Here is a 26,072-nt window from a genome sequence, read left to right on the forward strand (position 1 = left end):
CGACGAAGGGTTCTCGCGGGGCTAATCCGCCAGCGAGAACCAGCGTCGCCAGATAAAGCGCAGAATAAAATACTCAATCACCCCAAGCAGTAAAAACCACAAGCAAAATAGCAACGTATAAAACTGGTTAAGATCCATCAAATGTAAAGTGGCGACGAGTTTTTGCGCCAGCACCAGGCCAAGCGAAGGCGCGGGCAGCAGCAGGCAGGACAGAAAGGCCAACAGCAGGATCCCGGCGGCGGTCATCAGTGATTCAAGCGGGTGTTTCATAACATTGTTAAACTTGAGTTAAAATACCATTGTCCGGGATCTCCTGTGCTAACGCAAACCCCTCGCTTAACGCCCCGCCCAGATTTCACAATGTTTTTTCACCAGTCCGCTTAGCGATCCGCCATCGGCCACAAAATCACGCATGCGCTGCGCTTCGTTGTGCCCATTTTTTACCTGCTGGTGTAAGGCGTCAATGGCACTGGCGGCACCCACTTTATCCGCCGAGGGGGCGATAAGCTCCAGCAATCGAAGTGTGTCATCCGCCAGTCGGTGATGAGTGCCGGTATGCACGTCGGTAACGATCCCCTCCATACCAAAGCGGCAGGCCTGAAAACGGTTAAATTTATACAGCAGGTAATCACGCTCCTGATGTTTGAAGGGACGCTCTTTCAACAACCAGTGGGCCGTAGCCTGAATGAGCCCGGCCATGTTGATCGCATGCTCGAGGGTGAGCGGGGTGTCCATTACGCGAACTTCTACCGTGCCAAAGTGCGGACTGGGGCGGATGTCCCAGTGCAAATCCTTAATGCTGTCAACGAGGCTGGTGTAGGCCAGTCGACGAAATAATCCCTCAAACTCCTGCCAGTTGTTAACCCACGGCATCGGACCGTTATCGGGAAATCCTGAGAAGATATTGAGTCGAGCACAGGCAAATCGCGTATCGGCTTCTTGCATATACGGTGAGGCGGCAGAGAGCGCAATAAAATGCGGCACAAAGCGTGACAGGCCGTGCAGCAGGTAAATGGCGTCGTCGCCATGGGTACAACCTATGTGAACATGCTGGCCAAACACCGTTGCCTGCTGGATGAGATAACCAAAGTTCTCCAGGTTGCGCCGGTAGCGCTCGTCATCGCACACCTCCTGACGCCGCCATGTCTGAAACGGGTGAGTGCCGCCGCCGCAGATGTCGAGGTGATACTCCGCCGCGGTCTGCAGGATTATCTGCTGCATGGCGGAAAACTCTGCTGCCGCTTGATCAATATTACGACAGACGCCGGTTGCCATCTCCAGCATACTTTCGGTGATATCGTGCTTCACTTCTCCGGCGGTGAGCTGCGGTTTTACGGTGTCAATCAGTCGGGAAGAGTCCTGGCTCAGGTCATAGCCTGGCGGATTAACCACCTGCATTTCCAGCTCAATGCCCAATGTAAACGGTTCGGAGACATGAAAGTCGGGTAGTGACATAGCGTTCCCTTGAGCGTTGATTTTTAATCAGTATTTACTCGTCGTCTTTCGAGCCGCAGGTGCGTTGACAGCGCTTGCTCATCCTGGTCACTTACTTTAGTAAGCTCCCAGGAATTTGCAGTCTTGTCGCCTTCCTGCAACTCGAAATCCTTAGAGTATAGAAGGACTGGCGGTTTTCCGTACGATAAGGGAAATCCACATCCTGCGCTTTGAACGCAAAATGACAGGTGCTATAACTGTTTTTTGCTTTCACAACGGGGGTGAGCAGTGCCGGAAATTAATCTGTATGGACAGACGGTAGGCGATGTCCTGCCGGACTGGAATGGGGCGTCAGTGCTGCCTCGGGTTGTACTGGAGGGTCGTTATTGCCGTCTTGAGGTGCTGGATGCAGACCGCCATGCCGCCGATTTATTTGACGCCTATGCGCAAGCGCCGGACGAACGTGACTGGACCTGGCTTGCTAGCGAGCGGCCGACGAGCGTTGCGGCAGCGGCCCACTGGGTGAAGGGAAAATCTACTGACGCCGGGCTGGTTCCCTACGCGGTTATCGATTTGCGCTCGGGGCGCGCCGTCGGGCTGGTGTGCTTTATGGCGATGGACCGCGAGAACGGCTCGGTCGAAATTGGTCATGTAACCTGGTCGCCGCGGATGAAAAATACGGTGCTGGGGACGGAAACCGTCTGGCTGCTGCTGCGTCAGGCATTTGCCCTCGGGTATCGTCGTGTGGAGTGGAAATGTGACTCGCTGAACGATGCGTCGCGACGGGCGGCAGAACGCTTAGGTTTTGTCTTTGAAGGGCGTTTCCGCCAGAAAATTGTGCGCAAGGGCCGTAACCGCGACAGCGACTGGCTATCGATGATTGACGGTGAATGGCCACAACGTGATGCCGTTTTACAACGCTGGCTGGCCGCGGAAAACTTTGATGCGCAGGGTCAGCAGCGTCAGTCGCTGGCTGCGTGTCGGCAGGGATAACGCCGTCATCCGCCATAACCGTTCAGACAGATTATTAGCAACGGCTATACTCTTTCGCGAAACGGTTCAACGGAGAACGTACCATGAAATCAGGTAGCCGATTCGGGTTATCCGGCAAGGCCTTAGTTCAACCCGCCGCAGTCGCCATGGCGGCGAGTCTTTTCAGCGCAGCGGTCAGCGCCGACGCGTTGCAGGAGCAGCAACAGCGCTATCAGCAACGCTGGCAACAGGAACATGGCCCGCTGACGCAAGCCCCGCCAGCACCTCTGGCGGCATTTCTCGCCGCCCAACCCACGACGGATAAACCGGTTTACGACACGCTCAGTTCGCGAGCAGGATTAGCGGCGCTGACCAAAGCCAACGTCACCACTTCTGACCCCATGGCAGCGGTCATCAATGATGAAGTGGATACCGGGGAACGTCGCATCCCGGTACGTATTTATCGTCCGTCATTAGCCGGTTCGCCTGCGGTGCTGGTGTTTATTCACGGCGGCGGACACCTGAGTGGATCAGTGGAGGTCTACGATCCCGTAGCCCGGCATCTGGCGACGGCAACCGGCAATACGGTGGTGTCGGTCGACTATCGGCGGTCACCGGAAAACCCGTATCCGGCGGGTCTCTCCGATGCCAAAGCCGCGGTTGAAAGTGTCTATTCAGTGCTCGAGCGTCAGCACATACCCTATCAGCGTCAACTGACCCTGGTCGGTGACAGCGGTGGTGGTGCTTTCAGCGCAACGCTCGCCGCGTCGCTTTCCCGTCATCAGCCGGGGCTGATTAATCGGCTGGTGCTGATCTACCCGAGTCTGGATTACACGCTAGGCTGGCCGTCCGTGAAGGAAAATGGCACAGGGAAACTGCTCGATGAAAGCAAAATACGCTGGTACTTCCAGCAGTATTTCCAGAATGATGAAGATCGTAAACTGGCATCACCGCTCTATTTTCCATTGCATAAAGATTTTCCGGCCACATTACTCTTTAGCGGCGGGCTGGATCCGTTGCGCGATGAGGACTTTGCCTTTATTGCCAAACTGCAAGCTGAGGGCATTCCCGTACAGCACGTTCACTTTCCGGGGATGACTCATGCCTATTTGATGCTGGAAGATAAAGTCCCGCAGGAAGCACAGGCCACGTATCAGGCGATTGGTGAGTTTGTTAAAAAGTAGCGTCACACAGGGTAATGACGCTGTTATCGCGAGATGCCCAGCGCACGTTGACGTTCAGTCCGCCGAGGTTTGCCGAAAATGACGGCATTATTTGCACCGTTAAGTGCGTGGCGGTGAGGGCGATGATTTTGGCGCTGGCAAAGCCCGGCAGTCCGCGAGTTTGCGCACTGAACGCTTTATATACGCTCTCTTTGGCGGAGAACGCCAGGGTTAAAGCGAGCGGAAAGGGGACCGGGCAACCTTGCAAAACCTGTCGTTCATGGTGGTCGATAATGCTGTCAGCCAGTTCGGCAGCGGTGTCGGGTGTAAAAATAGCGTCAATGTCTAGCCCTATGGGGCGCGGCGAGACAACTGCTAACGCGGTCGAGGCGCTATGGCTGATGCTGCCAAACAGACCCGGTGGCCACAGCGGTTGGCGGCGCTCGCCGATGGCGGGCACGGCTTTACTGCCATATTCACGCAGCGCATGGACGGCGGCAATACGCCCCGCTAAATGCTCCGCTTGTCGTTTACGCCCGCAGGCTGCGAGCTGGGCGTAATGAGGAAGCCACAGCAGATCGTGTTCATGCAGGCTGTCGGGGGCAAATTCAACGAGATGCAGCGTATGGCTGGCGAAGGACAGTGGAATGTGGGTTGTGTGCATGATGGCTCACGAATTCCCTCTCCTCGATGGAGGAGAGGGAAAAACGTTATCAGAAGTGCGTGTTAACGCTCATGAACCAGGTGCGGCCCGGTTCGTTATAGGTGTACGCGCCTGCGCCCGCCATATAATTTCCGGTCACAATATCACCCGTGGTCTGGGCATTCCCTTCGCGCCATAGGCGTTTGTCAAAGACGTTATCCACGCCACCGGTCAGGCTGACGTTTTTGGTGACATCCCAGGTCGCGTTCAGGCCGACAATGCTGTACGGGCTGACTTCATCAGCCGAGCTGCCGGTCACTGGTTTGCCCTGGTAATCGTATTTCTTCGGCTGCTGTTTGCCATACCAGGTGAGGGTGGACTGCAAGGACAGATCGTCGCGCGCCTGCCAGCTCAGCGTGGAGTTCAGCGTGTACTGCGGAATAATCGACAGACGTTCACCGGTCTCTTTATTCTTACTTTGCAGCATGTAGGTGATGTTGTTGGTCCAGTTAACGGTTTGGCTAACCGGGACGTTCAACGTACCTTCCAGGCCTTCTACTACCGCTTTAGGAATGTTTTCCCACTGGTAGATATCTGTTTTACCGTTGTTAATACGGTTCAACGGCACGGTACCGGCTTCGATTTTATCGCGGTAATCGTTGCGGAACCAGGTGACTCCGGCCAGCCAGCCGTCGCGTTTGAACTCCAGGCCAATTTCTTTGTTGATGCTGGTTTCCGCTTTCAGGTCGTCGTTGCCCATCATGTAGCAGCCGATGCCGCTGGCGGAACCGGTGGCGTAGCAGCCCTGGCCTTTACTGTACAAAATATAGTTCGGGTTGAGCTGGTACAGGCTCGGCGCTTTATAGGCCCGCGCGATGCCCATTTTCAGGGTAAAGTCGTCGCCCAGTCCCTGAGACAGGTTCAGAGACGGACTCCAGTTATTGCCCACGATGCTGTGGTGATCGAAACGCAGGCCCGGCGTCAGCATGGTGCTGTCGGTCAGTTCCATGTTGTTTTCGGCGAACAGAGAGAAGATCTCGGCATCCGAGTACGGGCTGCGGTTGGTGCTGCTAAAACCAGGAATATTACCGCCCATAAAGGTTTGCGAGTTGGACAGCATGTCTTTCATACGCTGCTGGTTCCACTCGGTACCGAGCGTCAGATTTTGGTTGACCAGCAGATCCAGCGGAATGCTGACCTCACTGTGCAGCATGACGTCACTCAGGTCGGCGTCGACATATTTTTGCGACGCTTTCGGATCGAAGATCCCTTCCGTACCGCCAGCTAATCCTTCCGGGGTGCGGGAGTTACGCGTGTGTTCGTACTGTACCCAGTTGCTGGTGGTGACGCCGTTATCCCAGCCGCCGTTCCAGGTCAGGGAGTAGTTCTGGCGATAAAGACGGTTGGTCTCTTTACCGTAGTTATCTTTCACCAACTGGTTGGTGTTGGTGTTTTGGGTGTCACCCGCGTACAGGTTGCCCTGACGGCTGTAACCGGCTTCCAGTTCGAGAGACTGGAGTGGGGCAAAGTCCCATCGCACTACGCCGTTAATGTCTTTGTTGATGACCCCTTCACGACCCGCCGGTAAGGTGTTGGCATAGGTCCCGGTACGTTCTGACTGGTGACCCTGGTTGATGTCCCAGGCGTCAGCCTGCGTTTTATCAAGATTACCGTACAGACGGAAGCTGAAATCCCCGCCCAGTGGGCCATTCAGGCTGAAGTTGGTGCGTTTGGTGGAGCCTTCTTCTTTGTGTTCCGGGGCGTTGAAATAGGTATCCCAGGAACCATGCCACTCGTTGCTACCTTTTTTGGTGATGATATTTACCACACCACCCGCAGCACCGTTACCGTAACGCGCCGCAGCAGGACCACGCAGCACCTCAATACGCTCGATCATTTCCGGCGGCACCCAGGCGGTATCGCCACGGGTATCACGCTCGCCGCGCCAGCCCTGACGTACGGAGTTGCGGCTGGTGACCGGCTTGCCGTCGATCAGAATCAGGGTGTTTTCTGGCCCCATGCCGCGAATATCAATCTGACGGTTGTTGCCGCGCTGGCCGCTGGTTGAGTTACCGGTCAGGTTAACGCCAGGCATGGTACGGATGATTTCCGCCACATCGCGCGCGGGAGGATTCTTACGGATTTCATCAGCGGTGATGGTGGAAACACCTGGCGCCTGCAGGTTCTGCTGGGCGGCGGTAACGACGATGGTATCTTCATGCGAGACGGCGGTGCTATCGGTTTTATCTTCTGCCATGGCTGGCAGCGCTATCCCGTAAATCCCTAAATTGACCAATAAGGCCAGTGAATGAATCTTGTTGTTCATTGTATGTCCTGCTTTCTTTTAGCCACGTGAACCAATGTGCCGTTGTGGGGCATTTGGCCTGATGTCGCCCGCTCCTGCGAAAACCATCCGTTCCAGAAAAAGTTCGCAGCGTCAGGTCGGTTTATGAGTGGTGAAAAACTGTACGCGCTTCCCACAGCGCGACAATACGCTATTGCAAATGCAAATAGTTATCAATAATATTATCAATATATTTCACGATTAGATTTAAAATTGCACAATAAACATGGGGTTATGACGGTGGCGGCGTTAATGATGGGAAGTGAGGCGTGGTGGCAGTCAAAAAATGGCCCGGAATGGGTGTGTGAGGACAGCGGCGATTACCGCGTGACGTTTTGGTGGCGTGACCCGCAGGGAACGGAAAAACACTCAACAATTCGTCGCGTGTGGGTCTACATTACCGGCGTGACCGACCACCATCAAAATGCCGTTCCCCAGTCGATGCAACGTATTGACGGTACAGATGTTTGGTGCTGGAGCATTACCCTGAACTCCCGCTGGCGCGGCAGTTACTGTTTCATCCCTTCTACACGAGACGACATTTTTGCCACGTTGAACGCAGGCGACACTCCGGACAGAACGTTATTACGCGAAGGCTGGCGACAGTTGCTGCCGCAGGCCATCGCCGATCCCCTCAATCCTCAAAGCTGGCAAGGCGGGCGCGGGCATGCGGTCTCAGCGCTGGAAATGCCCGACGCCCCCGTTCAGCCTGGCTGGGACAGTCCCCAACCTCCGGATTCACCAGCGCTTTGCTTGCAATGGCACAGCGAAAGGTTAGGTAATACGCGCCGCGTGTGGGTGTTTACCACCGGCGAGGCAAATCCCGGGGAACGTCCGCTGGCAGTCCTGCTGGACGGACAGTTTTGGGCGCACAGCATGCCGGTCTGGCCCGCGCTGACCTCACTGACGCGACAACATCAGCTCCCTCCTGCCGTTTATCTCCTGATTGATGCCATCGATACGCCTCATCGCAGTTGCGAGCTGCCGTGCAATGCCGATTTCTGGCTGGCGGTACAGCAGGAGTTATTGCCGCTGGTGAACGCGACTGCCGCGTTCAGTGACGATCCGCAGCGCACGGTCGTCGCCGGGCAAAGCTTTGGGGGATTATCCTCGCTGTATGCCGGTCTGAACTGGCCGGAACGTTTTGGCTGCGTGCTCAGTCAGTCCGGATCTTACTGGTGGCCGCATCGCGCAGGGCATCAGGATGGGATCGTGATTGAACAACTGAGGGCAGGAACGTTGAGCGCGCAGGGGCTGCGTATTGTTCTGGAAGCCGGAATTCGTGAACCGATTATTTTTCGCGCCAATCAGGCGCTCTTCGCACAGTTACCGCATGCACCACGGTCTATTTTCTGGCGTCAGGTTGAAGGTGGACACGACGCGCTTTGCTGGCGCGGCGGCTTAATGCACGGGCTGATGACGCTCTGGCAGCCGCTCACCGATACGATTTAACCGGACGATGTTCCACGACAGGAGTTGAGTATGGAATTCAGTAACCCTTTCGATAACCCGCAGGGTCAGTTTTACATTCTGCAAAACCCCCAACGTCAGTTTAGCCTTTGGCCGCAGCAGTGCTCGCTTCCTGCTGGCTGGGCCATCGCATGCGAACCGCAATCCCAGGAAGCCTGCCAGCAATGGCTCGCGGAAAACTGGACCACGCTAACACCTGCAAATTATGCCGATGTACAGGAGGCAGAATGACTCAGCGCTTACCGTTAGTCGCGGCCCAGCCGGGGATCTGGATGGCGGAAAAACTCTCCACGTTGCCTTCAGCATGGAGCGTCGCGCACTACGTGGAATTAACCGGGGAACTGAACGCACCGCTGCTGGCGAAAGCGGTTGTTGTCGGTCTGGGGCATGCTGATACCCTGCGTATGCGGTTTTGCGAAGACAACGGCGAGGTTTGGCAGTGGGTTGATCCAACGTTCACTTTTACGCAACCCGAGATTATCGATGTCCGTGACATGGCCAGTCCGCACGACGCCGCTCGGGCGTTGATGCAGGCTGACTTGCAGCAAGACATTCGTGCCGATGGCGCAAAACCCCTGGTCTGCCATCAACTTATTCAAGTGGCAGATAACCGTTGGTACTGGTATCAGCGCTATCATCATTTGCTGGTGGATGGTTTCAGTTTTCCTGCCATCACCCGCCAGATAGCCGCCATTTACCGCGCATGGCAGCACGGCGAACCGACGCCGGAATCACCTTTTACCCCTTTTGCCGAGGTGGTGGAAGAGTATCAGCAGTATCGCCAAAGCGAGGCGTATCAGCGTGACGGCGCATTCTGGGCCGGGCAGCGAGAGCAGTTGCCGCCACCGGCTTCGCTGTCGGGCAACCCCCTGCCGGGCCGGGCGACCAGCGCGGATATTATTCGCATGCAGTTGACCGCCCCCGACGGCGTATTCCGCCAGCTTGCCGCGCGCATGCCTGACATTCAGCGTGCGGATTTAGCACTGGCGCTGGTGGCACTATGGTTGGGGCGTTTATGCAGCCGGATGGATTATGCCGCCGGGTTTATTTTCATGCGCCGCATGGGATCGGCGGCGCTAACGGCAACCGGGCCTGTGTTGAATGTGCTGCCATTCGGTGTGCATCTTGATGCCGCGGAAAGCCTACCTGAACTGGCGAAACGACTGGCCGGGCAGCTCAAGAAGATGCGTCGTCATCAGCGTTATGATGCGGAGCAAATTGTGCGCGACGGCGGCCGAGCGGCCGGTGAAGAGGCGCTGTTTGGTCCGGTACTGAACGTGAAAATCTTTGACTACCAGCTGGATCTTCCCGGCATCCAGGCGCAAACCCATACGCTGGCGACCGGGCCGGTTAACGATCTGGAACTGGCGCTGTTCCCGGATGAAAACGGCGGTCTGAGCATTGAAATTCTCGCCAATAAACAGCGTTATGATGAGGCGACGCTGGCGCAACATGCGTCGCGTTTAACCGCGCTGATGGGCCAGTTTGCCGACAACCCGGCGCTGCGCTGCGGCGATGCCGATATGTTGTTGCCGTCAGAGCAAGAACAGCTGGCGCAAATAAACGAGACGGCGATTGATATTCCGTTCACCACGCTCAGCGCGCTGGTGGCGGAACAGGCCGCGAAAACACCGGATGCGCCGGCGCTGGCCGACGCTCGCTATCAGTTCAGCTACCGCGAAATGCGTGAGCAGGTTGTTGCACTGGCGCAGGTGCTGCGTGAACGCGGCGTGCGACCAGGCGACAGTGTTGCTGTGGCCTTACCGCGCTCTGTGTTCCTGACGCTCGCATTGCACGGCATTGTGGAAGCGGGTGCCGCCTGGCTGCCGCTGGATACCGGCTACCCGGACGATCGTCTGCGGATGATGCTGGAAGACGCACGTCCTACGTTGTTGATCACTACCGAAGAACAGCTGTCCCGCTTTCGCGATATTCCGGGGCTGGACAGTGTGTGCTATACCACGCCGCTGCCAACGGAAAATAGCGTCCCGCTGGCGTTATCGCGTCCAGAGCATACCGCTTACATCATCTTTACCTCGGGTTCGACCGGCAGACCAAAGGGAGTGATGGTGGGGCAAACCGCCATCGTTAACCGCCTGTTGTGGATGCAAAATCACTATCCGCTGACCGCCGATGATGTGGTGGCGCAAAAAACGCCATGCAGTTTTGATGTCTCGGTGTGGGAGTTTTTCTGGCCGTTTATTACGGGCGCAAAGCTAGTGATGGCGGAGCCTGAGGCGCATCGTGACCCGCTGGCGATGCAGCAGTTCTTTGCACAATATGGCGTGACCACTACGCACTTTGTACCGTCGATGCTGGCGGCGTTTGTTGCCTCGCTGACGCCGGAGACGGCGCGGGAAAGCTGCGCTACGCTGAAGCAGGTGTTCTGCAGCGGTGAAGCCCTGCCAGCAGAACTATGCCGCGAGTGGGAACGGCTGACCCATGCGCCGCTGCACAATTTGTACGGCCCGACCGAAGCGGCGGTGGATGTCAGCTGGTATCCGGCATGCGGAGATGCGCTTGCCGCCGTGACCGGTAACAGCGTGCCGATTGGCTATCCGGTCTGGAATACGGGCCTGCGGATCCTTGATGCCATGATGCGCCCGGTGCCCGTCGGCGTGGCGGGCGATCTGTACCTGACAGGGATCCAACTGGCGCAGGGGTATCTGGGGCGCCCGGACCTGACGGCAAGCCGTTTTATTGCCGATCCGTTTGCGCCCGGTGAACGCATGTACCGTACCGGGGACGTGGCGCGCTGGCTGTACAGTGGTGCGGTGGAATACCTCGGGAGAAGCGATGACCAGCTAAAAATTCGCGGGCAGCGCATTGAACTGGGTGAGATTGATCGGGTAATGCAGACGCTACCGGATGTCGATCATGCCGTGGCCCATGCCTGCGTATTCAATCAGGCGGTAGCTACCGGCGGCGATGCGCGCCAGCTGGTAGGGTATCTGGTGTCGCATTCGGGGTTACCGCTGGATATTCCCGCACTACAGGCGAGACTGCGTGAAACGCTGCCTGCGCATATGGTGCCGTCCGTGTTATTGCAGCTGGCGGAGTTACCGCTCAGCGCCAACGGTAAGCTGGATCGTAAAGCCTTACCGATGCCGCAGTTGACGCCGCGCACGGCAGGACGCGCGCCATACCCGGGCACGGAGACCACCATTGCCGAGGCCTTTTCCGCGCTGCTGGGCTGTGAAGTTAATGATGTAGCAGCAGACTTCTTCGCGCTCGGCGGTCATTCGTTGCTGGCGATGAAGCTGGCGGCGCAGTTGAGTCGCATATTTGAACGTCAGGTGACGCCAGGGCAGGTGATGGTTGCTTCCACCGTTGAACAACTCAGTACGCTGTTGGACAGCAACGATGACGCACAGTCACAGCAACTGGGGTTTGAAGCGCTGCTACCGCTGCGCACCAGCCACGGCCCAACGCTGTTCTGTTTCCATCCAGCGTCCGGCTTTGCCTGGCAGTTTAGCGTGTTATCGCGCTATTTGAACCCTGAGTGGTCAATTACTGGCATTCAGTCGCCACGGCCTAGTGGGCCGATGCAGACGGCAGCAAATCTCGATGAGGTCTGTGAATACCATCTTAAAACGTTGCTGGAGCAGCAGCCTCACGGCCCCTACTATTTACTGGGGTATTCGCTGGGCGGCACGCTGGCGCAGGGTATTGCGGCACGCTTGCAGGCCAGGGGAGAGAAGGTTGCATTCCTGGGGTTGCTGGATACCTGGCCGCCGGAAACGCAAAACTGGCAGGAAAAAGAGGCCAATGGGTTGGATCCTGCCGTATTGGCGGAAATCGAACGCGAACGCGAGGCGTTTCTGGCGGCGCAGCAGGGCAATGCGTCCGACACGCTGTTTAGCACCATTGAGGGTAACTATGCCGATGCGGTGCGTCTGTTAACCACCGCGCACAGCGTGGCTTTTGACGGTCACGCCACGCTGTTTGTCGCTGAGCGTACCTTACCGCCGGGTGTCAGCCCTGAACATAGCTGGTCGCCGTGGATAGCCAGTCTGGATATCTACCGTCAGGACTGCGCGCACGTTGATATTATTTCGCCGTCGGCGTTTGAGAGTATTGGGCCGATAATAAATGGACTAATCGATAATCATACATAGAAAATATTTGGTTATTGTATGATTTTAGTAACTCCATAATGCAAGATAAATGTTATGGAGTTGTTTTTTTGTGTCACTGAAACTTGATTGCAGGCATTAATAAATGCTGAATGTTATTTTTGGTAGCCAGTATGAAGAAAAGAGTGTTTCGGAAATTTCTGACTAGCTGGTAGACTTCGCCTACAGAAGCACATTTCTATAGCGAAGACTTCAGGTTACACAACATGTCATCATTAAAAATAAAGAAAGATAATGATTCAGAATTAGCTGCGTATCCGCAGACTACGGTAAGCGGTAATGAAATTGATTTATTCAACCTGCTCGAGATTTTGTGGCGCGCCAGGAACAAGATTATTGCTACCGTCTTCGCGTTTGCCTGTGTGGGGATTCTGGTGTCTTTCCTGCTTCCGCAGAAATGGACCAGTGAGGCAATTGTCACCCCGGCCGAAGCTGTACAGTGGCAAGGACTCGAGAATACGTTGACCAGTTTACGCGTACTCGATATGGATATTAACGTAAGCCGTGATGATGTATTTAACCTGTTTATCAAGAAATTTCAGTCGCCATCGCTGCTGGAAGAGTACCTGCGCTCTTCACCTTATGTGATGGATCAGTTGAAAGGCGCTGACATTAACGAAATGAATTTGCATCGGGCGATAGCATCACTCAGTGATAAAATGAAAGCGGTTGATGCAAATCAGGGCAAGAAGAATGAAACCTCGCTGTATACCGCGTGGACGCTAAGTTTTACCGCACCGCTGGCTGAAGAAGCGCAGGCCGTGCTGGCAGGGTATATCCAGTTTATTTCTGACCGTGTTGTGACAGAAACGCTGGAGAATATTCGCAATAAACTGGCCATCAAAACCAGCTTTGAGAAAGAACGACTGGCGATGGACCGAATCAGACTGAAGAATCAATTGGATGCAAACATTCAGAGATTGAATTACTCACTCGAAATTGCGAATGCGGCTGGGATCAAAAAACCGGTTTACAGTAATGGACAAGCCGTGAAGGACGATCCTGATTTCTCTATTTCGCTGGGTGCAGATGGCATTGCGCGTAAATTAGAAATCGAAAAATCAGTAACCGATGTAGCAGAGATCAACGGTGAATTGCGTAACCGCCAGTATCACGTTGAACAGCTCTTGGCGATGAATGTCAGTGACGTCAAATTCGCACCGTTTAAATATCAACTTGCCTCGTCCCTACCGGTGAATAAAGACGGTCCCGCGAAATCCAGGATCGTTATTCTGGCGGTGCTGTTGGGGGGAATGGTGGCGTGTGGCGGAGTGCTGCTGAATTATGCCATGCTATTGCGTAAACGTGATATTGCGATCCTTGGGCAGCAACTGGTGTGATTTATTATTGTATGGCGACGAATATGTCGCCATACAATAAATAACGTTATTTCTGACGCCCGAGAGGCACCACCAGTGGTGTTCCGGCCACCGGGTCGTCAATAATCATGCAGCGCAGTCCGTAGATCTTTTCGATAAGCTGCGGCGTAACAATTTCCTTCGGCGCACCCTCGGCAATAATCTTCCCTTCACGAAGCGCGATTAAATGCGTGGCATAACGGCAGGCCTGGTTCAGATCGTGCAGCACGGCGGCCAGCGTATAGCCCTTCTCGCGGTTTAACTCGCTGAGCAGTTCCAGCAGATCTATTTGATGGCTGATATCCAGCCAGGTGGTCGGCTCGTCAAGCAGCATGATTGACGTTTCCTGCGCCAGCACCATGGCGATCCACGCTCGCTGGCGCTGTCCGCCGGAAAGCGTATCTACGCTTTGTGCTGCCAGGTGGGTGATCCCGGTAGCCTTCATGGCGTTCATCACCGCGTCTTCATCTTCTTTACGCCAGCGGGTGAACAGCGGCTGATGCGGATAACGGCCTCTGGCGACAAGCTCTTGTACGGTAATATCGCCCGGCGTAGTGGCGTTTTGCGCCAACAGGCCAATGCGACGCGCCACCTCTTTACTGGCGTAATGTTGAATATGTTCGCCATCCAGCCACACCTTGCCGTGCGCCGGCGTCATCAGACGGCTCAATGTGCGCAGCAGCGTTGATTTCCCGCAGCCGTTGGGGCCAATAATGGCGGTGAAGTGGCCGTCGGGGATCGATACGTCGAGGTTTTCTGCCACGGTAAACTTGCCATACCCTAGCGTTAACTGGTCGCCACGCAAACGGGCTACTGATTCGGTCATTTTTTGCGGGACTCCTGAATTAACAAGACGATAAGATAAATACCGCCGAGGCTTACGGTGACAACGCCGACCGGAAGCTGATAAGGCAAAAATAGCTGCTGGGCGCATAAATCGGCCATCAGCAGTAACAGTGCGCCGCACAGCGCTGACTGGGTTAATCCCCAGCGTGCAGTGCCGCTAAGGCGACGGGCAATATGCGGTGCGACAAGGGCAATAAACGAGATAGGCCCCGCCAGCGCAGTGGCGGCGGCGGTCAGTACTACCGCCACCAGCATCATCATTAAACGCGAACGTTCGACGCTGACGCCCAGCGCACAGGCGCTGTCATCACCCATTTCCAGCAAGCGCAGGCGGCGCACCAGCAGCGTGGCGCACACCAGCATCAGAATAATCAGCGGCGCGGATGGCCAGGTTTTCGCCCAAGTCAGACCATTGAGCGATCCGGCGTTCCACAGTCCGGCCGTCAGCGCGGTTTCTAAGGAGGCTTTCAGTAGCAGCCAGGTGTTAAACGCCACCAGCATGGCGCGAATGCCGATGCCGATGATAATCAGGCGGAACGTTTCTATACCGTTGCGCCAGGCCAGCGCCCAGACGACCAGCGAGGTCAGGACCCCGCCGAGCATGGCCGCCAGCGCAATGGCGGTAAGATGCTGGCCAAATAGCACCATCGCCACAAGCACGCCGCTCCAGGCGCCGGTATTGAAGCCCATCACGTCCGGGCTGCCCAGCGGGTTACGCATCAGTGACTGGAATATTGCGCCACTGACGCCCAGAGCCGCGCCAATCAGTAGTGCCATCAGCACGCGCGGTAAACGCCATTCCGTCACTACCAGCGTAATGTTGCGCGGTGCATCGCCCAGCAGGGCGGCAATGATCTGCTGCGTTTCCAGCGTCACAACGCCGCTACGCAGGCTCCATAATCCGACGGCGATACAGCCCACAACCAGCAGCAGGCAACTGATCATCAGTCGACGAGAAAGGTGCATCATGCACCACCTCCACGCTGCTTACGGCGTACCAGAAAAATAAGCACCGGCGCGCCGATAAACGCACTGACCACCGATACGCGCAGCTCACCGGGCACAATCAGGCGACCGATAATATCGGCAATTAACAGCAGGGAAGGCGTTGCCAGTAAGGTGACGGGCAGCGACCAGCGGTGATCGGCTCCCACCAGCCAGCGCGCCATATGCGGCATCATCAGGCCGATAAAAGCGATAGGGCCGACAATCGCGGTCGCGCTTCCGCACAGGACGGTGATTACCAGCAGACCGATAAACTGCGTACGGGCGACTTTACTGCCCAGCGCAGTGGCGGTATCCGTGCCCAGGCTCAGACTGTTCAGACCACGGCTGAGGAACAGGGCTACGGCTCCGGCGATCAGTACCGGGATCAGGACCACTTTCAGGGTTTGCAGACTGCGAATGTCCAGCGAACCGGCCTGCCAGAAACGCAGTTGATCGTAGACGTCAGGGTTGAGCAGGGCGATGCCGCTGGATAATCCCTCCAGTACTGCCCCCAGCGCCACGCCAGCCAGCGTCAGGCGAACCGGGCTGAGCTGACCACCCCCTTGGCTGCCGGTAAAGGCGACAATCAGCGACGCGGCTAGCGCCCCGGAAAAGGCCATCAGCAGTTGCTCTTGCGGGGAGGAGAAACCGAACAGCGAGGCCCCCAGCACAATGGCGAAGCTGGCACCAGAATTGACGCCAAGAATACCGGGGTCGGCCAGCGGATTCCGGGTCAGCGTTTGCATCAAGGCACCCGCCAGTCCCAGCGCGCCGCCTGCGAGCAATCCTGCCAGCGTACGCGGGAGCCGCGCGTCCAGCACAATGGTGCAATCAGCGCTATGACAACTGCCGGTGAGCGCATCCAGCACCACGGAAGCAGGGAGCGACCTGGCGCCAATAACCAGACTTAATACCGTGGTGACAACAAGTAATAACAACAGTCCGGGCACGGCAAAGGCGCGTGTCGCGGAAACAGAGCATGACATATCAACTATCCTTGATAATGATAGTAATTATCGTTATCGATCTTATTTAGGTATGTTAGCATGTGCAGCCATTGAATGGATATTGAAAAAGTACCTGGTAAGGCTCTGTAATGAATCGACAATCCTGGCTGCTCAATCTCAGCCTGCTAAAGACCCACCCTGCATTTCGCGCCGTTTTCCTTGCCCGTTTTATTTCCATCGTCTCTCTGGGACTACTTGGCGTGGCGGTGCCGGTACAGATCCAGATGATGACCCAGTCGACCTGGCAGGTTGGTTTGTCGGTAACGCTCACCGGCAGCGCGATGTTTATTGGCTTGATGATCGGCGGCGTGCTGGCCGACCGCTATGAGCGTAAAAAAGTGATCCTGCTGGCGCGTGGTACCTGCGGCATTGGTTTTATTGGTCTGTGTCTGAACGCGCTGCTCCCGGAACCGTCGCTGCTGGCAATTTATATCCTCGGTTTATGGGACGGCTTTTTTGCTTCATTGGGCGTTACGGCGCTGCTGGCGGCAACGCCGGCGCTGGTTGGGCGTGAAAACCTGATGCAGGCGGGGGCCATCACCATGCTGACGGTGCGCCTGGGATCGGTGATATCGCCGATGGTAGGTGGGGTACTGCTCGCCACCGGCGGCGTGGCCTGGAACTATGGTCTGGCGGCGGCAGGCACTTTTATTACCTTACTGCCGTTGTTGAGCCTTCCTGCATTACCGCCGCCGCCTCAGCCACGTGAACACCCATTGAAATCCCTGCTGGCAGCATTTCGTTTCCTGCTTGCCAGTCCGCTGATTGGCGGCATTGCGCTGTTGGGCGGCCTGCTGACCATGGCCAGCGCTGTGCGCGTACTTTACCCGGCGCTGGCGATGAGCTGGCAGATGTCGAGCGCCCAGATTGGTCTGCTGTATGCGGCGATCCCGCTGGGTGCCGCCATCGGCGCATTGACCAGCGGGCAACTGGCGCACAGCGTGCGTCCTGGTTTGATTATGCTGACGTCGACCGTGGCGTCCTTCCTCGCAATTGGTCTGTTTGGACTGATGCCGGTCTGGCAATTGGGCGTGGTCTGCCTGGCGCTGTTTGGCTGGCTGAGCGCGGTGAGTTCTCTGTTGCAGTACACCCTGTTACAGACGCAGACGCCGGAAGCGATGCTCGGGCGTATTAACGGTTTGTGGACCGCACAGAACGTCACCGGTGATGCCATCGGCGCAGCGCTGTTAGGCGGTTTGGGTGCGATGATGACGCCGGTCGCGTCGGCAAGCGTCAGTGGATTCGGCCTGGCTATCGTTGGTCTGTTGCTGCTGTTGCTGTTGAGTGAGGTCCGTCGTTTTCGGCAGATGCCGGTGAATGCCGGATAAGGCGTAAACCTCATCCGGCACTAAAGATTAAAACAGTGCGGAGAGGCGTTGCAGCAGCAGCGTGGCGCTGTAGTAATCCAGACGGAAGGTTTCAGTGCCCAGTGCGTAGACGCGTTTATTCTGCACGGCTGGCAGGTGTGCCAACAGCGGGTTCGCGTAAATGGCGTCGGCATCTTTGCTGTCGCCCGCAAACAGGAACAGCGCCTCGCCGTTCAGTCCGGTTGCCAGGTTTTCACCGCCAAGTTGCACAATGTCGTGACGTTTACCCTGACTCTGGCTGGTATGCAGTCCGGCAGGCAGCGGTGCCAGCGTGAAGCCGAGCTGCTCCATCAGCTGGCCCTGCGCAGACTCTGGCGTCCACAGGTTGGCGCTGTGCGCGGCGGCGGTGTACACCAGCGCGCTGACCGGCTGTGGCGGCAGGGTAATGCGCTGCTTAACCGCCTGCAACTGCTTATCAAACTCGGCAATGCGTGCCGCCGCCTGTTGTTCATGCCCGGTGATCTCACCTAACTGCGTCAGCAGCGACTGCCAGCTTTTGTCGTCGTAATTAATAATAAGCGTGGGGGCAATGGTGGACAGCTGATCGTACAGGGCGAGGGCAGAATCACCGCCGGTGGCGCTGATCAGAATCAGGTCCGGCATTTGTGCGGCAACGGCCTCGGCGCTCGGTTCGCCAATATACAGACGGCTCAGCTTGCGGGCTTTTGCCACCTCGCTCCACTGGCGTAAAAAACCCTGTGCATCGCCGATGCGGTTATTCGGCGTGGTGGCCCCGCTGGCGATAATTGGCGCATCAATGGCCAGCAGCGACCCGGTCAGCGTCACGCTGGTGGAGACAATGCGCTGTGGCTTCTGTTCCAGCGTATGAATCCCACGGCTGTCGGTGACCTGACGCGGCCAGTCAGCAGCATGGCTTAAAGAAATTCCTGAAAGAGACAGCCCAACCAATAAGAGCGCCGTTCGGTAAAACGCGGGGAGTCGCACGAATAAGTTTCCTGTTATCAATGTAGTTAATGCTTCTCATTTTCATTGTTAGCGGACAGGGATGCAAGCCTAAGTCGCACATTGTGTGACGGCAAGAGTTGACATACCGGCGCTTTGCTTTTAGGTTAGCGACCGAAAATATAAATGATAATCATTATTAAAACCTTTATCATTTTTGGAGGATGATATGGATACGTCACTGGCCGAGGAAATACCGCAGACTATGGCAACACTCGCTCCCGACAGTTTTTTCTTTATGTCGCCGTACCGTAGCTTTACGACGTCAGGATGCTTTGCCCGCTATGCGGAACCGGCAGTTGATGGGGATTCACCGGACAGCCCGTTCCAGCAAAAAATGCACGCCCTGTTTGCCGATGCCAAATCGCAGGGTATCGCTAATCCCATCATGGTTGGGGCCATCCCCTTTGATACCCGCCAGCCATCGTCGCTGTTTATCCCCCGGTCCTGGCAGAGCTTCTCCCGCACGGCGAAGCAACAATCGTCGCGCTACTTTACCGCGCATCAGTCGCTGAGCGTCGTGGAACGTAAAGCGATTCCTGAACAGGACGTATTTGAACACATGGTCGCCCAGGCGGCGGCCCGGACCGCCACCCCGGAAGTGGACAAAGTGGTGTTGTCGCGGCTGATCGATATCACCGCCGACGCCAACATTGACAGCGGTGCGCTGCTGGAGCGTCTGGTGGCGCAAAATCCGGCAAGTTATAACTTCCATGTGCCGATCGAAGATGGCGGCGTATTGATCGGCGCCAGTCCGGAGTTGCTGTTACGTAAAGACGGTGACCATTTTAGTTCATTGCCACTGGCGGGTTCGGCGCGGCGTCAGCCGGATGACGTATTGGACAGAGAAGCCGGGATCCGCCTGCTGGCCTCCGAGAAAGACCGCCATGAACACGATCTCGTGACGCAGGCTATGAAAACGGTACTGCGCGATCGCAGTCGTGAACTGCAACTGCCGTCTTCTCCTCAACTGGTCACCACACCCACGCTCTGGCATCTCGGTACGCCATTTGAAGGTCAGGCTAATCCCGAGGAAAACGCCCTGACGCTGGCCTGCCTGCTGCATCCGACGCCAGCGCTGAGCGGTTTTCCACATCACGTTGCGCAGAAACTGATTGCCGAGCTGGAGCCGTTCGAGCGCGAACTGTTTGGCGGCATTGTCGGCTGGTGTGACGCGCAGGGCAACGGCGAGTGGGTGGTGACGATCCGCTGCGCGAAGCTGTTGCGTAATCAGGTGCGTTTCTTCGCCGGTGCCGGCATTGTGCCTGCCTCTTCCCCGGTTGCCGAATGGCGTGAAACGGGTGCCAAGCTTTCGACCATGTTGAATGTTTTTGGACTGCATTAAGAGCCTTATTGACCAGGCCTCTAAGGAGCGATAATGAGTATTCCTTTCACCCGTTGGCCGGAAGAATTTGCCCGCCGTTACCGTGAAAAAGGCTACTGGCAGGATCTGCCGCTGACCGACATTCTGACCCGTCATGCCGACAGTGACCATACGGCGGTGATTGATGGAGCGCGGCATCTGAGCTACCGCCAGCTTAACCAGGCAGCGGACAATCTTGCCAGCAGCCTGCGTCGTCAGGGCATTAAACCCGGTGAAACCGCGCTGGTGCAGTTGGGCAATGTGGCGGAGCTGTATATCACCTTCTTTGCGCTGCTCAAGCTGGGCGTGGCTCCGGTTTTTGGGTTGTACAGCCATCAACGCACTGAGCTCAACGCCTACGCGACGCAAATCAAACCGGTGCTGCTGATTGCTGACCGCGCACATGCGCTGTTTGCTGCGGATGATTTCCTGAACGCATTTGTGAGTGATCACAGCTCGCTACGCGTGGTGCTGCTGCTCAATGACGAGGGTGAACACAACCTGCAAAATGCGATAAGCCAGCCTGCTCACGATTTTACCGCCACGCCATCGCCTGCCGATGAAGTGGCGTATTTCCAACTTTCCGGTGGCACCACCGGGACGCCGAAGCTGATCCCGCGTACCCATAACGATTATTACTACAGCGTGCGGCGCAGCAACGAAATTTGCCATTTTACCGAAGAAACGCGCTATCTGTGTGCGATCCCGGCCGCGCATAACTACGCCATGAGCTCACCGGGCGCGCTGGGCGTGTTCCTCGCCGGTGGAACCGTGGTGCTGGCGACGGACCCGAGCGCCACGCTGTGCTTCCCGCTGATTGAGAAGCATCAGGTTAACGTCACGGCGCTGGTTCCCCCGGCGGTAAGCCTGTGGCTGCAGGCGATTGCAGAATGGGGCAGTCATGCGCAACTGGCATCGCTGAAACTGTTGCAGGTCGGTGGGGCGAGGCTTTCTGCTTCGCTTGCCGCCCGTATTCCGGCAGAGATCGGCTGTCAGTTACAGCAGGTCTTCGGCATGGCGGAAGGGCTGGTGAACTACACCCGTCTGGACGACAGTCCTGAGCGAATCATCAATACCCAGGGACGCCCGATGTGCCCGGATGACGAGGTCTGGGTGGCTGATGCCGACGGTAATCCTTTGCCGCAGGGTGAGACCGGACGCCTGATGACGCGCGGGCCGTATACCTTCCGCGGCTATTTCAACAGTCCTGAACACAACGCCAGCGCCTTTGATGCCAACGGGTTCTACTGCTCAGGCGACCTGATCGCCATCGATCATGATGGTTACATCACCGTACAAGGGCGCGAGAAGGATCAGATCAACCGGGGCGGGGAGAAGATCGCCGCCGAAGAGATAGAAAACCTGTTACTGCGCCACCCGGCGGTGGTTCATGCGGCGCTGGTCAGCGTGGACGATGAGTTGATGGGCGAGAAAAGCTGTGCCTGTCTGGTGGTGAAAGAACCGCTGCGCGCAGTTCAGGTGCGTCGTTTCCTGCGTGAGCAGGGCGTGGCGGAGTTCAAATTACCGGACCGCGTCGAGTGCGTGGCGTCGCTGCCGCTAACCCCGGTCGGGAAAGTGGATAAAAAACAATTACGTCAGTGGCTGGCATCACGTTCACTGGCCTGAAGGAGAAAAGAGATGGCAATTCCTAAACTGCAGGCTTATGCGCTGCCCACCGCGCTTGATGTTCCCGCCAATAAAGTTGACTGGGCGTTTGAACCCGAGCGTGCTGCGCTGCTGATCCACGACATGCAGGACTATTTTATCGGTTTTTGGGGCGATAACTGCCCGATGATGGAGCAGGTAGTGGCTAATATCGCCGCGCTGCGCCAGTACTGCAAAGCGCATAACATTCCGGTCTATTACACGGCCCAGCCGAAAGATCAAAGCGATGAAGACCGTGCCCTGTTGAACGATATGTGGGGACCGGGGCTGACGCGCTCGCCGGAACAGCAGAAGATTGTCGACGCGCTGGCCCCGGACGAAGCGGATACAATCCTGGTGAAATGGCGCTACAGCGCGTTTCATCGCTCCCCGCTGGAACAGATGCTGAAAGAAACTGGGCGTAATCAGCTGATTATTACCGGCGTCTACGCGCATATTGGCTGTATGACCACCGCAACCGACGCGTTCATGCGCGACATTAAGCCGTTTATGGTGGCCGATGCGTTGGCTGACTTTAGCCGAGACGAACACCTGATGTCGCTGAAATATGTTGCCGGACGCTCTGGTCGGGTGGTGATGACGCAGGAACTCTTGCCAACGCCGGTGCCTGCCAGTAAAGAGGTGCTACGCAGCGTAATTTTGCCATTGCTGGATGAATCTGATGAGCCGCTGGATGACGAAAATCTGATCGACTACGGTCTGGATTCGGTACGGATGATGGCGCTGGCCGCCCGCTGGCGTAAAGTGCATGGCGATATCGACTTCGTGATGCTGGCGAAAAATCCGACCATTGACGCCTGGTGGAAACTGCTTTCCCGCGAGGTGAAGTAATGGTTGGGTTTGATTTCACAGGCAAAACCGTCTGGGTCACCGGCGCAGGAAAAGGCATTGGTTACACCACGGCGCTGGCGTTTGTTGACGCGGGTGCGCGGGTGACCGGCTTCGATCTGGCGTTTGACGGTGAAGCTTATCCGTTTGCCACCGAGGTAATGAATGTGGCGGACGCACCGCAGGTGGCGCAGGTGTGCGAGCGCTTGCTGGCGAACACCGAGCGGCTGGACGTGCTGGTCAACGCCGCCGGGATTTTACGTATGGGGCCAACCGACGCGCTGAGCGCTGAGGACTGGCAGCAGACCTTCGCTGTCAATGTGGGCGGCGCGTTCAATCTGTTTCAGCACACCATGGCGCAGTTTCGCCGCCAGCAGGGCGGGGCGATAGTCACCGTTGCATCGGATGCGGCACATACGCCACGCATCGGTATGAGCGCTTACGGCGCGTCAAAAGCCGCGCTGAAAAGCCTGGCATTGACCGTCGGTCTGGAACTGTCTACGAGTGGCGTGCGCTGTAATGTAGTTTCGCCGGGGTCGACCGACACCGATATGCAACGTACGCTGTGGGTCAGTGACGACGCCGAACAGCAGCGTATTCGCGGGTTTGGCGAGCAGTTTAAGCTTGGCATTCCGTTGGGTAAGATTGCTCGTCCGCAGGAAATCGCCAACACTGTCTTATTCCTCGCCTCCGATCTGGCCAGCCATATCACCTTGCAGGATATCGTGGTGGACGGCGGCTCGACGCTGGGAGCGTAATGATGATCTGGAAACGACACCTCACGCTCGATGAACTCAATGCCACCAGCCAGAACACGTTGGTGGCGCATTTAGGCGTGGTCTATACCCGGCTGGGCGATGACGTGTTGGAAGCTGAAATGCCGGTGGACCATCGTACCCATCAGCCGTTTGGTCTGCTGCACGGTGGCGCGTCGGCGGCACTGGCGGAAACGCTGGGATCGATGGCGGGCTACATGATGACCCGCGATGGACAATGTGTGGTCGGTACGGAACTCAATGCTACCCACCATCGTGCGGTATCGCAGGGAAAAGTGCGCGGCGTTTGTCAGCCGCTGCATCTCGGGCGGCAGAACCAAAGCTGGGAGATCGTGATTTTTGATGAGCAAGGACGGCGCTGCTGTACCTGTCGCTTAGGCACGGCGGTGATGGGGTGACATTGCCGACATCGTAAAATGAAATTGCAGGCTTAACAGGTAAATGAAGTGATCTAGTTAACAATGCAATGTAAATAGTCAGTGGAGTCTCGGGTTTATGTAGTTGTCAGGTTGTTAAATTCAGGAAAGGTGTTATAGAAACAAAATGTAACATCTTTCTGGATCACGCAAACGGACAACAACCATGAATAAATCAGGGAAATACCTTCTCTGGACATTGCTCTCCGTTATCGGAGCATTTGCCCTGGGATATATTGCGTTAAACCGTGGTGAACAGATCAACGCGCTGTGGATTGTGGTGGCGTCGGTCTGTGTCTATCTTATTGCCTACCGTTTTTATGGCCTGTACATCGCGAAAAATGTGCTGGCACTGGACCCGACGCGTATGACGCCAGCCGTGCGGCATAACGACGGCCTGGATTACGTTCCTACCGATAAAAAAGTATTGTTTGGTCACCACTTTGCGGCGATTGCCGGAGCGGGTCCGTTAGTCGGACCGGTGCTGGCAGCGCAAATGGGCTACCTGCCGGGCATGATCTGGCTACTGGCCGGGGTGGTACTGGCGGGCGCGGTGCAGGACTTTATGGTGCTGTTTGTCTCCACCCGTCGCGATGGTCGTTCCCTGGGCGAACTGGTGAAAGAAGAGATGGGCCCAACGGCGGGTGTGATTGCGCTGGTGGCCTGTTTTATGATCATGGTGATTATCCTTGCGGTGTTGGCGATGATCGTCGTGAAAGCGCTGACCCACAGCCCGTGGGGAACCTACACCGTAGCGTTTACCATCCCGCTGGCGATCTTTATGGGCATTTACCTGCGCTATCTGCGTCCGGGTCGCATTGGTGAGGTGTCGATTATCGGCCTGGTATTCCTGGTGTTTGCCATTATTTCCGGCGGCTGGGTGGCTGAAAGCCCAACCTGGGCACCGTACTTTGACTTTACCGGTGTACAGCTGACCTGGATGCTGGTGGGTTACGGCTTCGTGGCCGCCGTACTGCCGGTGTGGCTGCTGCTGGCACCGCGTGACTACCTGTCTACCTTCCTGAAAATTGGTACCATTGTCGGCCTGGCGGTGGGCATTCTGATCATGCGTCCAACGCTGACCATGCCTGCGCTGACCAAATTCGTTGACGGCACCGGTCCGGTGTGGACGGGCAACCTGTTCCCATTCCTGTTTATAACCATTGCCTGCGGGGCGGTTTCTGGCTTCCATGCGCTGATTGCGTCCGGCACCACGCCGAAGATGCTGGCAAATGAAGGGCAGGCTTGTTTTATCGGCTACGGCGGGATGCTGATGGAGTCCTTTGTCGCCATCATGGCGCTGGTCTCTGCGTGTATTATCGATCCGGGCGTGTACTTTGCGATGAACAGCCCGATGGCGGTGCTGGCACCTGCAGGCACGGTGGATGTGGTCGCTTCTGCGGCGCAGGTGGTCAGTAGCTGGGGCTTTGCCATTACCCCGGATACCCTGCATCAAATCGCTAACGAAGTGGGCGAGCAATCCATTATTTCTCGTGCGGGCGGTGCGCCTACGCTGGCGGTAGGGATGGCGTACATTCTGCACGGTGCGCTGGGTGGCATGATGGATGTGTCGTTCTGGTATCACTTCGCTATTCTGTTCGAAGCCCTGTTTATTCTGACCGCGGTCGATGCTGGTACACGTGCTGCACGCTTTATGTTGCAGGACCTGTTGGGCGTGGTGTCACCAGGCCTGAAGCGTACTGATTCACTGCCTGCGAACCTGTTGGCAACGGCGCTGTGCGTGCTGGCCTGGGGTTACTTCCTGCACCAGGGCGTGGTGGATCCATTAGGCGGTATCAACACCCTGTGGCCGCTGTTTGGTATCGCCAACCAGATGCTGGCTGGCATGGCGCTGATGCTGTGTGCGGTGGTACTGTTCAAGATGAAACGTCAGCGCTACGCATGGGTGGCGCTGGTGCCAACCGCCTGGCTGCTGATTTGTACTCTGACCGCCGGCTGGCAGAAAGCGTTTAGCCCGGATACCAAAATTGGCTTCCTGGCGATCGCCAACAAGTTCCAGGCGATGATCGACAGCGGTAACATTCCGGCGCAATACACCCAGTCGCAGCTTTCACAATTGGTGTTTAACAACCGTCTGGATGCTGGACTGACCATCTTCTTCATGGTGGTGGTGGTGGTTCTGGGTCTGTTCGCCATTAAAACGGCGAGGGCTGCGCTGAAAGAGGACAAACCGACGTCAAAAGAAACGCCGTACGAACCGATGCCAGAGAATGTCGAAGAGATCGTGGCGCAGGCGAAAGGCGCGCACTAATATTCTCATAACCCACAAGCCCTCTCCGCAGCGGGGAGGGCGTTTGCATGACAGGGAATGAC

21 protein-coding genes are annotated in these 26,072 nt (G+C 56.6%); 13 read left to right on the plus strand and 8 right to left on the minus strand.

What is annotated here, in order from left to right; all coding sequences use genetic code 11:
* Window positions 1-21: 21 nt before the first annotated feature.
* Both M2374_RS00280 and M2374_RS00285 read right to left on the minus strand, forming a co-directional pair.
* The gene (locus M2374_RS00280; RefSeq protein ID WP_115259141.1) at window positions 22-270 is read right to left on the minus strand and encodes a DUF1158 domain-containing protein; all 249 of its coding nucleotides are present in this window, start codon (window positions 268-270) and stop codon (window positions 22-24) included.
* Between the two features lie 66 nt (window positions 271-336).
* A complete protein-coding gene (locus tag M2374_RS00285) occupies window positions 337-1,455 on the minus strand; it encodes a YbdK family carboxylate-amine ligase (RefSeq protein ID WP_181688387.1) in 1,119 nt (372 codons plus the stop codon).
* Window positions 1,456-1,722: 267 nt separating this feature from the next.
* Between M2374_RS00285 and M2374_RS00290 the strand changes: the two genes are divergently transcribed.
* Complete coding sequence (locus M2374_RS00290) at window positions 1,723-2,427, plus strand: GNAT family N-acetyltransferase (protein ID WP_137362451.1); 705 nt, start codon at window positions 1,723-1,725, stop codon at window positions 2,425-2,427.
* An 83-nt stretch (window positions 2,428-2,510) separates the two neighbouring features.
* Window positions 2,511-3,590: an alpha/beta hydrolase gene (locus M2374_RS00295; protein ID WP_181688386.1), complete on the plus strand. Its 1,080-nt coding sequence runs from the start codon at window positions 2,511-2,513 to the stop codon at window positions 3,588-3,590.
* On the opposite strand, the gene entD is transcribed toward M2374_RS00295, so the two are convergent.
* Window positions 3,580-4,233 (minus strand): enterobactin synthase subunit EntD, encoded by a 654-nt coding sequence (gene entD, locus M2374_RS00300; RefSeq protein WP_181517436.1) that lies wholly within the window; start codon window positions 4,231-4,233, stop codon window positions 3,580-3,582. The two genes, M2374_RS00295 and entD, sit on opposite strands and share 11 nt — an antisense overlap.
* A gap of 49 nt (window positions 4,234-4,282) precedes the next feature.
* The gene (locus M2374_RS00305; protein ID WP_181688385.1) at window positions 4,283-6,538 is read right to left on the minus strand and encodes a TonB-dependent siderophore receptor; all 2,256 of its coding nucleotides are present in this window, start codon (window positions 6,536-6,538) and stop codon (window positions 4,283-4,285) included.
* A gap of 252 nt (window positions 6,539-6,790) precedes the next feature.
* Between M2374_RS00305 and fes the strand changes: the two genes are divergently transcribed.
* From fes to wzz(fepE), 4 genes are all read left to right on the plus strand, one after another.
* Entirely contained in the window at window positions 6,791-8,008 is a 1,218-nt protein-coding gene (gene fes, locus M2374_RS00310; protein ID WP_181688384.1) for an enterochelin esterase, read from the plus strand.
* A gap of 30 nt (window positions 8,009-8,038) precedes the next feature.
* On the plus strand, window positions 8,039-8,257 hold the full coding sequence (locus tag M2374_RS00315; protein ID WP_096757939.1) for an MbtH family protein: 219 nt from the start codon (window positions 8,039-8,041) through the stop codon (window positions 8,255-8,257).
* Entirely contained in the window at window positions 8,254-12,144 is a 3,891-nt protein-coding gene (gene entF / locus M2374_RS00320) for an enterobactin non-ribosomal peptide synthetase EntF (protein WP_181688383.1), read from the plus strand. The genes M2374_RS00315 and entF overlap by 4 nt, the downstream gene beginning before the upstream one ends.
* Window positions 12,145-12,368: 224 nt before the next feature.
* Window positions 12,369-13,502 carry an LPS O-antigen length regulator Wzz(fepE) gene (gene wzz(fepE) / locus M2374_RS00325; protein WP_181688382.1) on the plus strand — a complete coding sequence of 378 codons (1,134 nt, stop codon included), beginning with the start codon at window positions 12,369-12,371 and terminating at the stop codon, window positions 13,500-13,502.
* 46 nt (window positions 13,503-13,548) lie between these two features.
* On the opposite strand, the gene fepC is transcribed toward wzz(fepE), so the two are convergent.
* The 3 genes from fepC to fepD are packed head-to-tail and all read right to left on the minus strand — an operon-like array spanning window position 13,549 to window position 16,339.
* Window positions 13,549-14,346 carry an iron-enterobactin ABC transporter ATP-binding protein gene (gene fepC / locus M2374_RS00330; protein ID WP_115259131.1) on the minus strand — a complete coding sequence of 266 codons (798 nt, stop codon included), beginning with the start codon at window positions 14,344-14,346 and terminating at the stop codon, window positions 13,549-13,551.
* A complete protein-coding gene (fepG, locus tag M2374_RS00335) occupies window positions 14,343-15,335 on the minus strand; it encodes an iron-enterobactin ABC transporter permease (protein WP_161959009.1) in 993 nt (330 codons plus the stop codon). Before fepG ends, fepC begins: the two co-directional genes overlap by 4 nt.
* Window positions 15,332-16,339, minus strand: a complete 1,008-nt coding sequence (gene fepD / locus M2374_RS00340) for a Fe(3+)-siderophore ABC transporter permease (protein WP_096757936.1) — start codon at window positions 16,337-16,339, stop codon at window positions 15,332-15,334. The genes fepG and fepD overlap by 4 nt, the downstream gene beginning before the upstream one ends.
* Before the next feature lie 110 nt (window positions 16,340-16,449).
* Here fepD and entS point away from each other — a divergent pair, with 110 nt between their 5' ends.
* On the plus strand, window positions 16,450-17,688 hold the full coding sequence (entS, locus tag M2374_RS00345; protein WP_096757935.1) for an enterobactin transporter EntS: 1,239 nt from the start codon (window positions 16,450-16,452) through the stop codon (window positions 17,686-17,688).
* Window positions 17,689-17,715: 27 nt separating this feature from the next.
* Here entS and fepB read toward each other — a convergent pair whose 3' ends face one another.
* Window positions 17,716-18,672 (minus strand): Fe2+-enterobactin ABC transporter substrate-binding protein, encoded by a 957-nt coding sequence (fepB, locus tag M2374_RS00350; RefSeq protein WP_115259129.1) that lies wholly within the window; start codon window positions 18,670-18,672, stop codon window positions 17,716-17,718.
* Window positions 18,673-18,859: 187 nt separating this feature from the next.
* On the opposite strand from fepB, the gene entC reads away from it, so the two are divergent.
* From entC to cstA, 6 genes are all read left to right on the plus strand, one after another.
* Entirely contained in the window at window positions 18,860-20,035 is a 1,176-nt protein-coding gene (entC, locus tag M2374_RS00355; protein ID WP_117342200.1) for an isochorismate synthase EntC, read from the plus strand.
* A gap of 33 nt (window positions 20,036-20,068) precedes the next feature.
* A complete protein-coding gene (gene entE, locus M2374_RS00360) occupies window positions 20,069-21,679 on the plus strand; it encodes a (2,3-dihydroxybenzoyl)adenylate synthase EntE (RefSeq protein ID WP_135912405.1) in 1,611 nt (536 codons plus the stop codon).
* Between the two features lie 12 nt (window positions 21,680-21,691).
* On the plus strand, window positions 21,692-22,549 hold the full coding sequence (locus M2374_RS00365) for an isochorismatase (protein WP_117342202.1): 858 nt from the start codon (window positions 21,692-21,694) through the stop codon (window positions 22,547-22,549).
* Window positions 22,549-23,304 carry a 2,3-dihydro-2,3-dihydroxybenzoate dehydrogenase EntA gene (gene entA, locus M2374_RS00370; RefSeq protein WP_181629114.1) on the plus strand — a complete coding sequence of 252 codons (756 nt, stop codon included), beginning with the start codon at window positions 22,549-22,551 and terminating at the stop codon, window positions 23,302-23,304. Before M2374_RS00365 ends, entA begins: the two co-directional genes overlap by 1 nt.
* A gap of 2 nt (window positions 23,305-23,306) precedes the next feature.
* Window positions 23,307-23,720, plus strand: coding sequence for a proofreading thioesterase EntH (gene entH, locus M2374_RS00375; RefSeq protein WP_115259979.1), 414 nt, complete (start codon window positions 23,307-23,309; stop codon window positions 23,718-23,720).
* Between the two features lie 184 nt (window positions 23,721-23,904).
* A complete protein-coding gene (cstA, locus tag M2374_RS00380; RefSeq protein WP_096757929.1) occupies window positions 23,905-26,010 on the plus strand; it encodes a pyruvate/proton symporter CstA in 2,106 nt (701 codons plus the stop codon).
* The last annotated feature ends 62 nt before the right edge of the window (window positions 26,011-26,072 follow it).

The organism is Citrobacter sp. JUb117, assembly GCF_024809055.1.
Taxonomy (GTDB): Bacteria; Pseudomonadota; Gammaproteobacteria; order Enterobacterales; family Enterobacteriaceae; genus Citrobacter; species Citrobacter gillenii.

Bases quoted from the DNA above. Each gene is read 5' to 3' on its own strand.
- fes (WP_181688384.1), top strand. From the start codon at position 6,791: ATGACGGTGGCGGCGTTAATGATGGGAAGTGAGGCGTGGTGGCAGTCA.
- fepG (WP_161959009.1), bottom strand. From the start codon at position 15,335: ATGATGCACCTTTCTCGTCGACTGATGATCAGTTGCCTGCTGCTGGTT.
- fepD (WP_096757936.1), bottom strand. From the start codon at position 16,339: ATGTCATGCTCTGTTTCCGCGACACGCGCCTTTGCCGTGCCCGGACTG.
- entH (WP_115259979.1), top strand. From the start codon at position 23,307: ATGATCTGGAAACGACACCTCACGCTCGATGAACTCAATGCCACCAGC.
- entF (WP_181688383.1), top strand. From the start codon at position 8,254: ATGACTCAGCGCTTACCGTTAGTCGCGGCCCAGCCGGGGATCTGGATG.
- cstA (WP_096757929.1), top strand. From the start codon at position 23,905: ATGAATAAATCAGGGAAATACCTTCTCTGGACATTGCTCTCCGTTATC.
- M2374_RS00315 (WP_096757939.1), top strand. From the start codon at position 8,039: ATGGAATTCAGTAACCCTTTCGATAACCCGCAGGGTCAGTTTTACATT.
- fepC (WP_115259131.1), bottom strand. From the start codon at position 14,346: ATGACCGAATCAGTAGCCCGTTTGCGTGGCGACCAGTTAACGCTAGGG.
- M2374_RS00295 (WP_181688386.1), top strand. From the start codon at position 2,511: ATGAAATCAGGTAGCCGATTCGGGTTATCCGGCAAGGCCTTAGTTCAA.
- M2374_RS00285 (WP_181688387.1), bottom strand. From the start codon at position 1,455: ATGTCACTACCCGACTTTCATGTCTCCGAACCGTTTACATTGGGCATT.
- entC (WP_117342200.1), top strand. From the start codon at position 18,860: ATGGATACGTCACTGGCCGAGGAAATACCGCAGACTATGGCAACACTC.
- entA (WP_181629114.1), top strand. From the start codon at position 22,549: ATGGTTGGGTTTGATTTCACAGGCAAAACCGTCTGGGTCACCGGCGCA.
- M2374_RS00305 (WP_181688385.1), bottom strand. From the start codon at position 6,538: ATGAACAACAAGATTCATTCACTGGCCTTATTGGTCAATTTAGGGATT.
- entE (WP_135912405.1), top strand. From the start codon at position 20,069: ATGAGTATTCCTTTCACCCGTTGGCCGGAAGAATTTGCCCGCCGTTAC.
- M2374_RS00280 (WP_115259141.1), bottom strand. From the start codon at position 270: ATGAAACACCCGCTTGAATCACTGATGACCGCCGCCGGGATCCTGCTG.
- M2374_RS00365 (WP_117342202.1), top strand. From the start codon at position 21,692: ATGGCAATTCCTAAACTGCAGGCTTATGCGCTGCCCACCGCGCTTGAT.
- entS (WP_096757935.1), top strand. From the start codon at position 16,450: ATGAATCGACAATCCTGGCTGCTCAATCTCAGCCTGCTAAAGACCCAC.
- entD (WP_181517436.1), bottom strand. From the start codon at position 4,233: ATGCACACAACCCACATTCCACTGTCCTTCGCCAGCCATACGCTGCAT.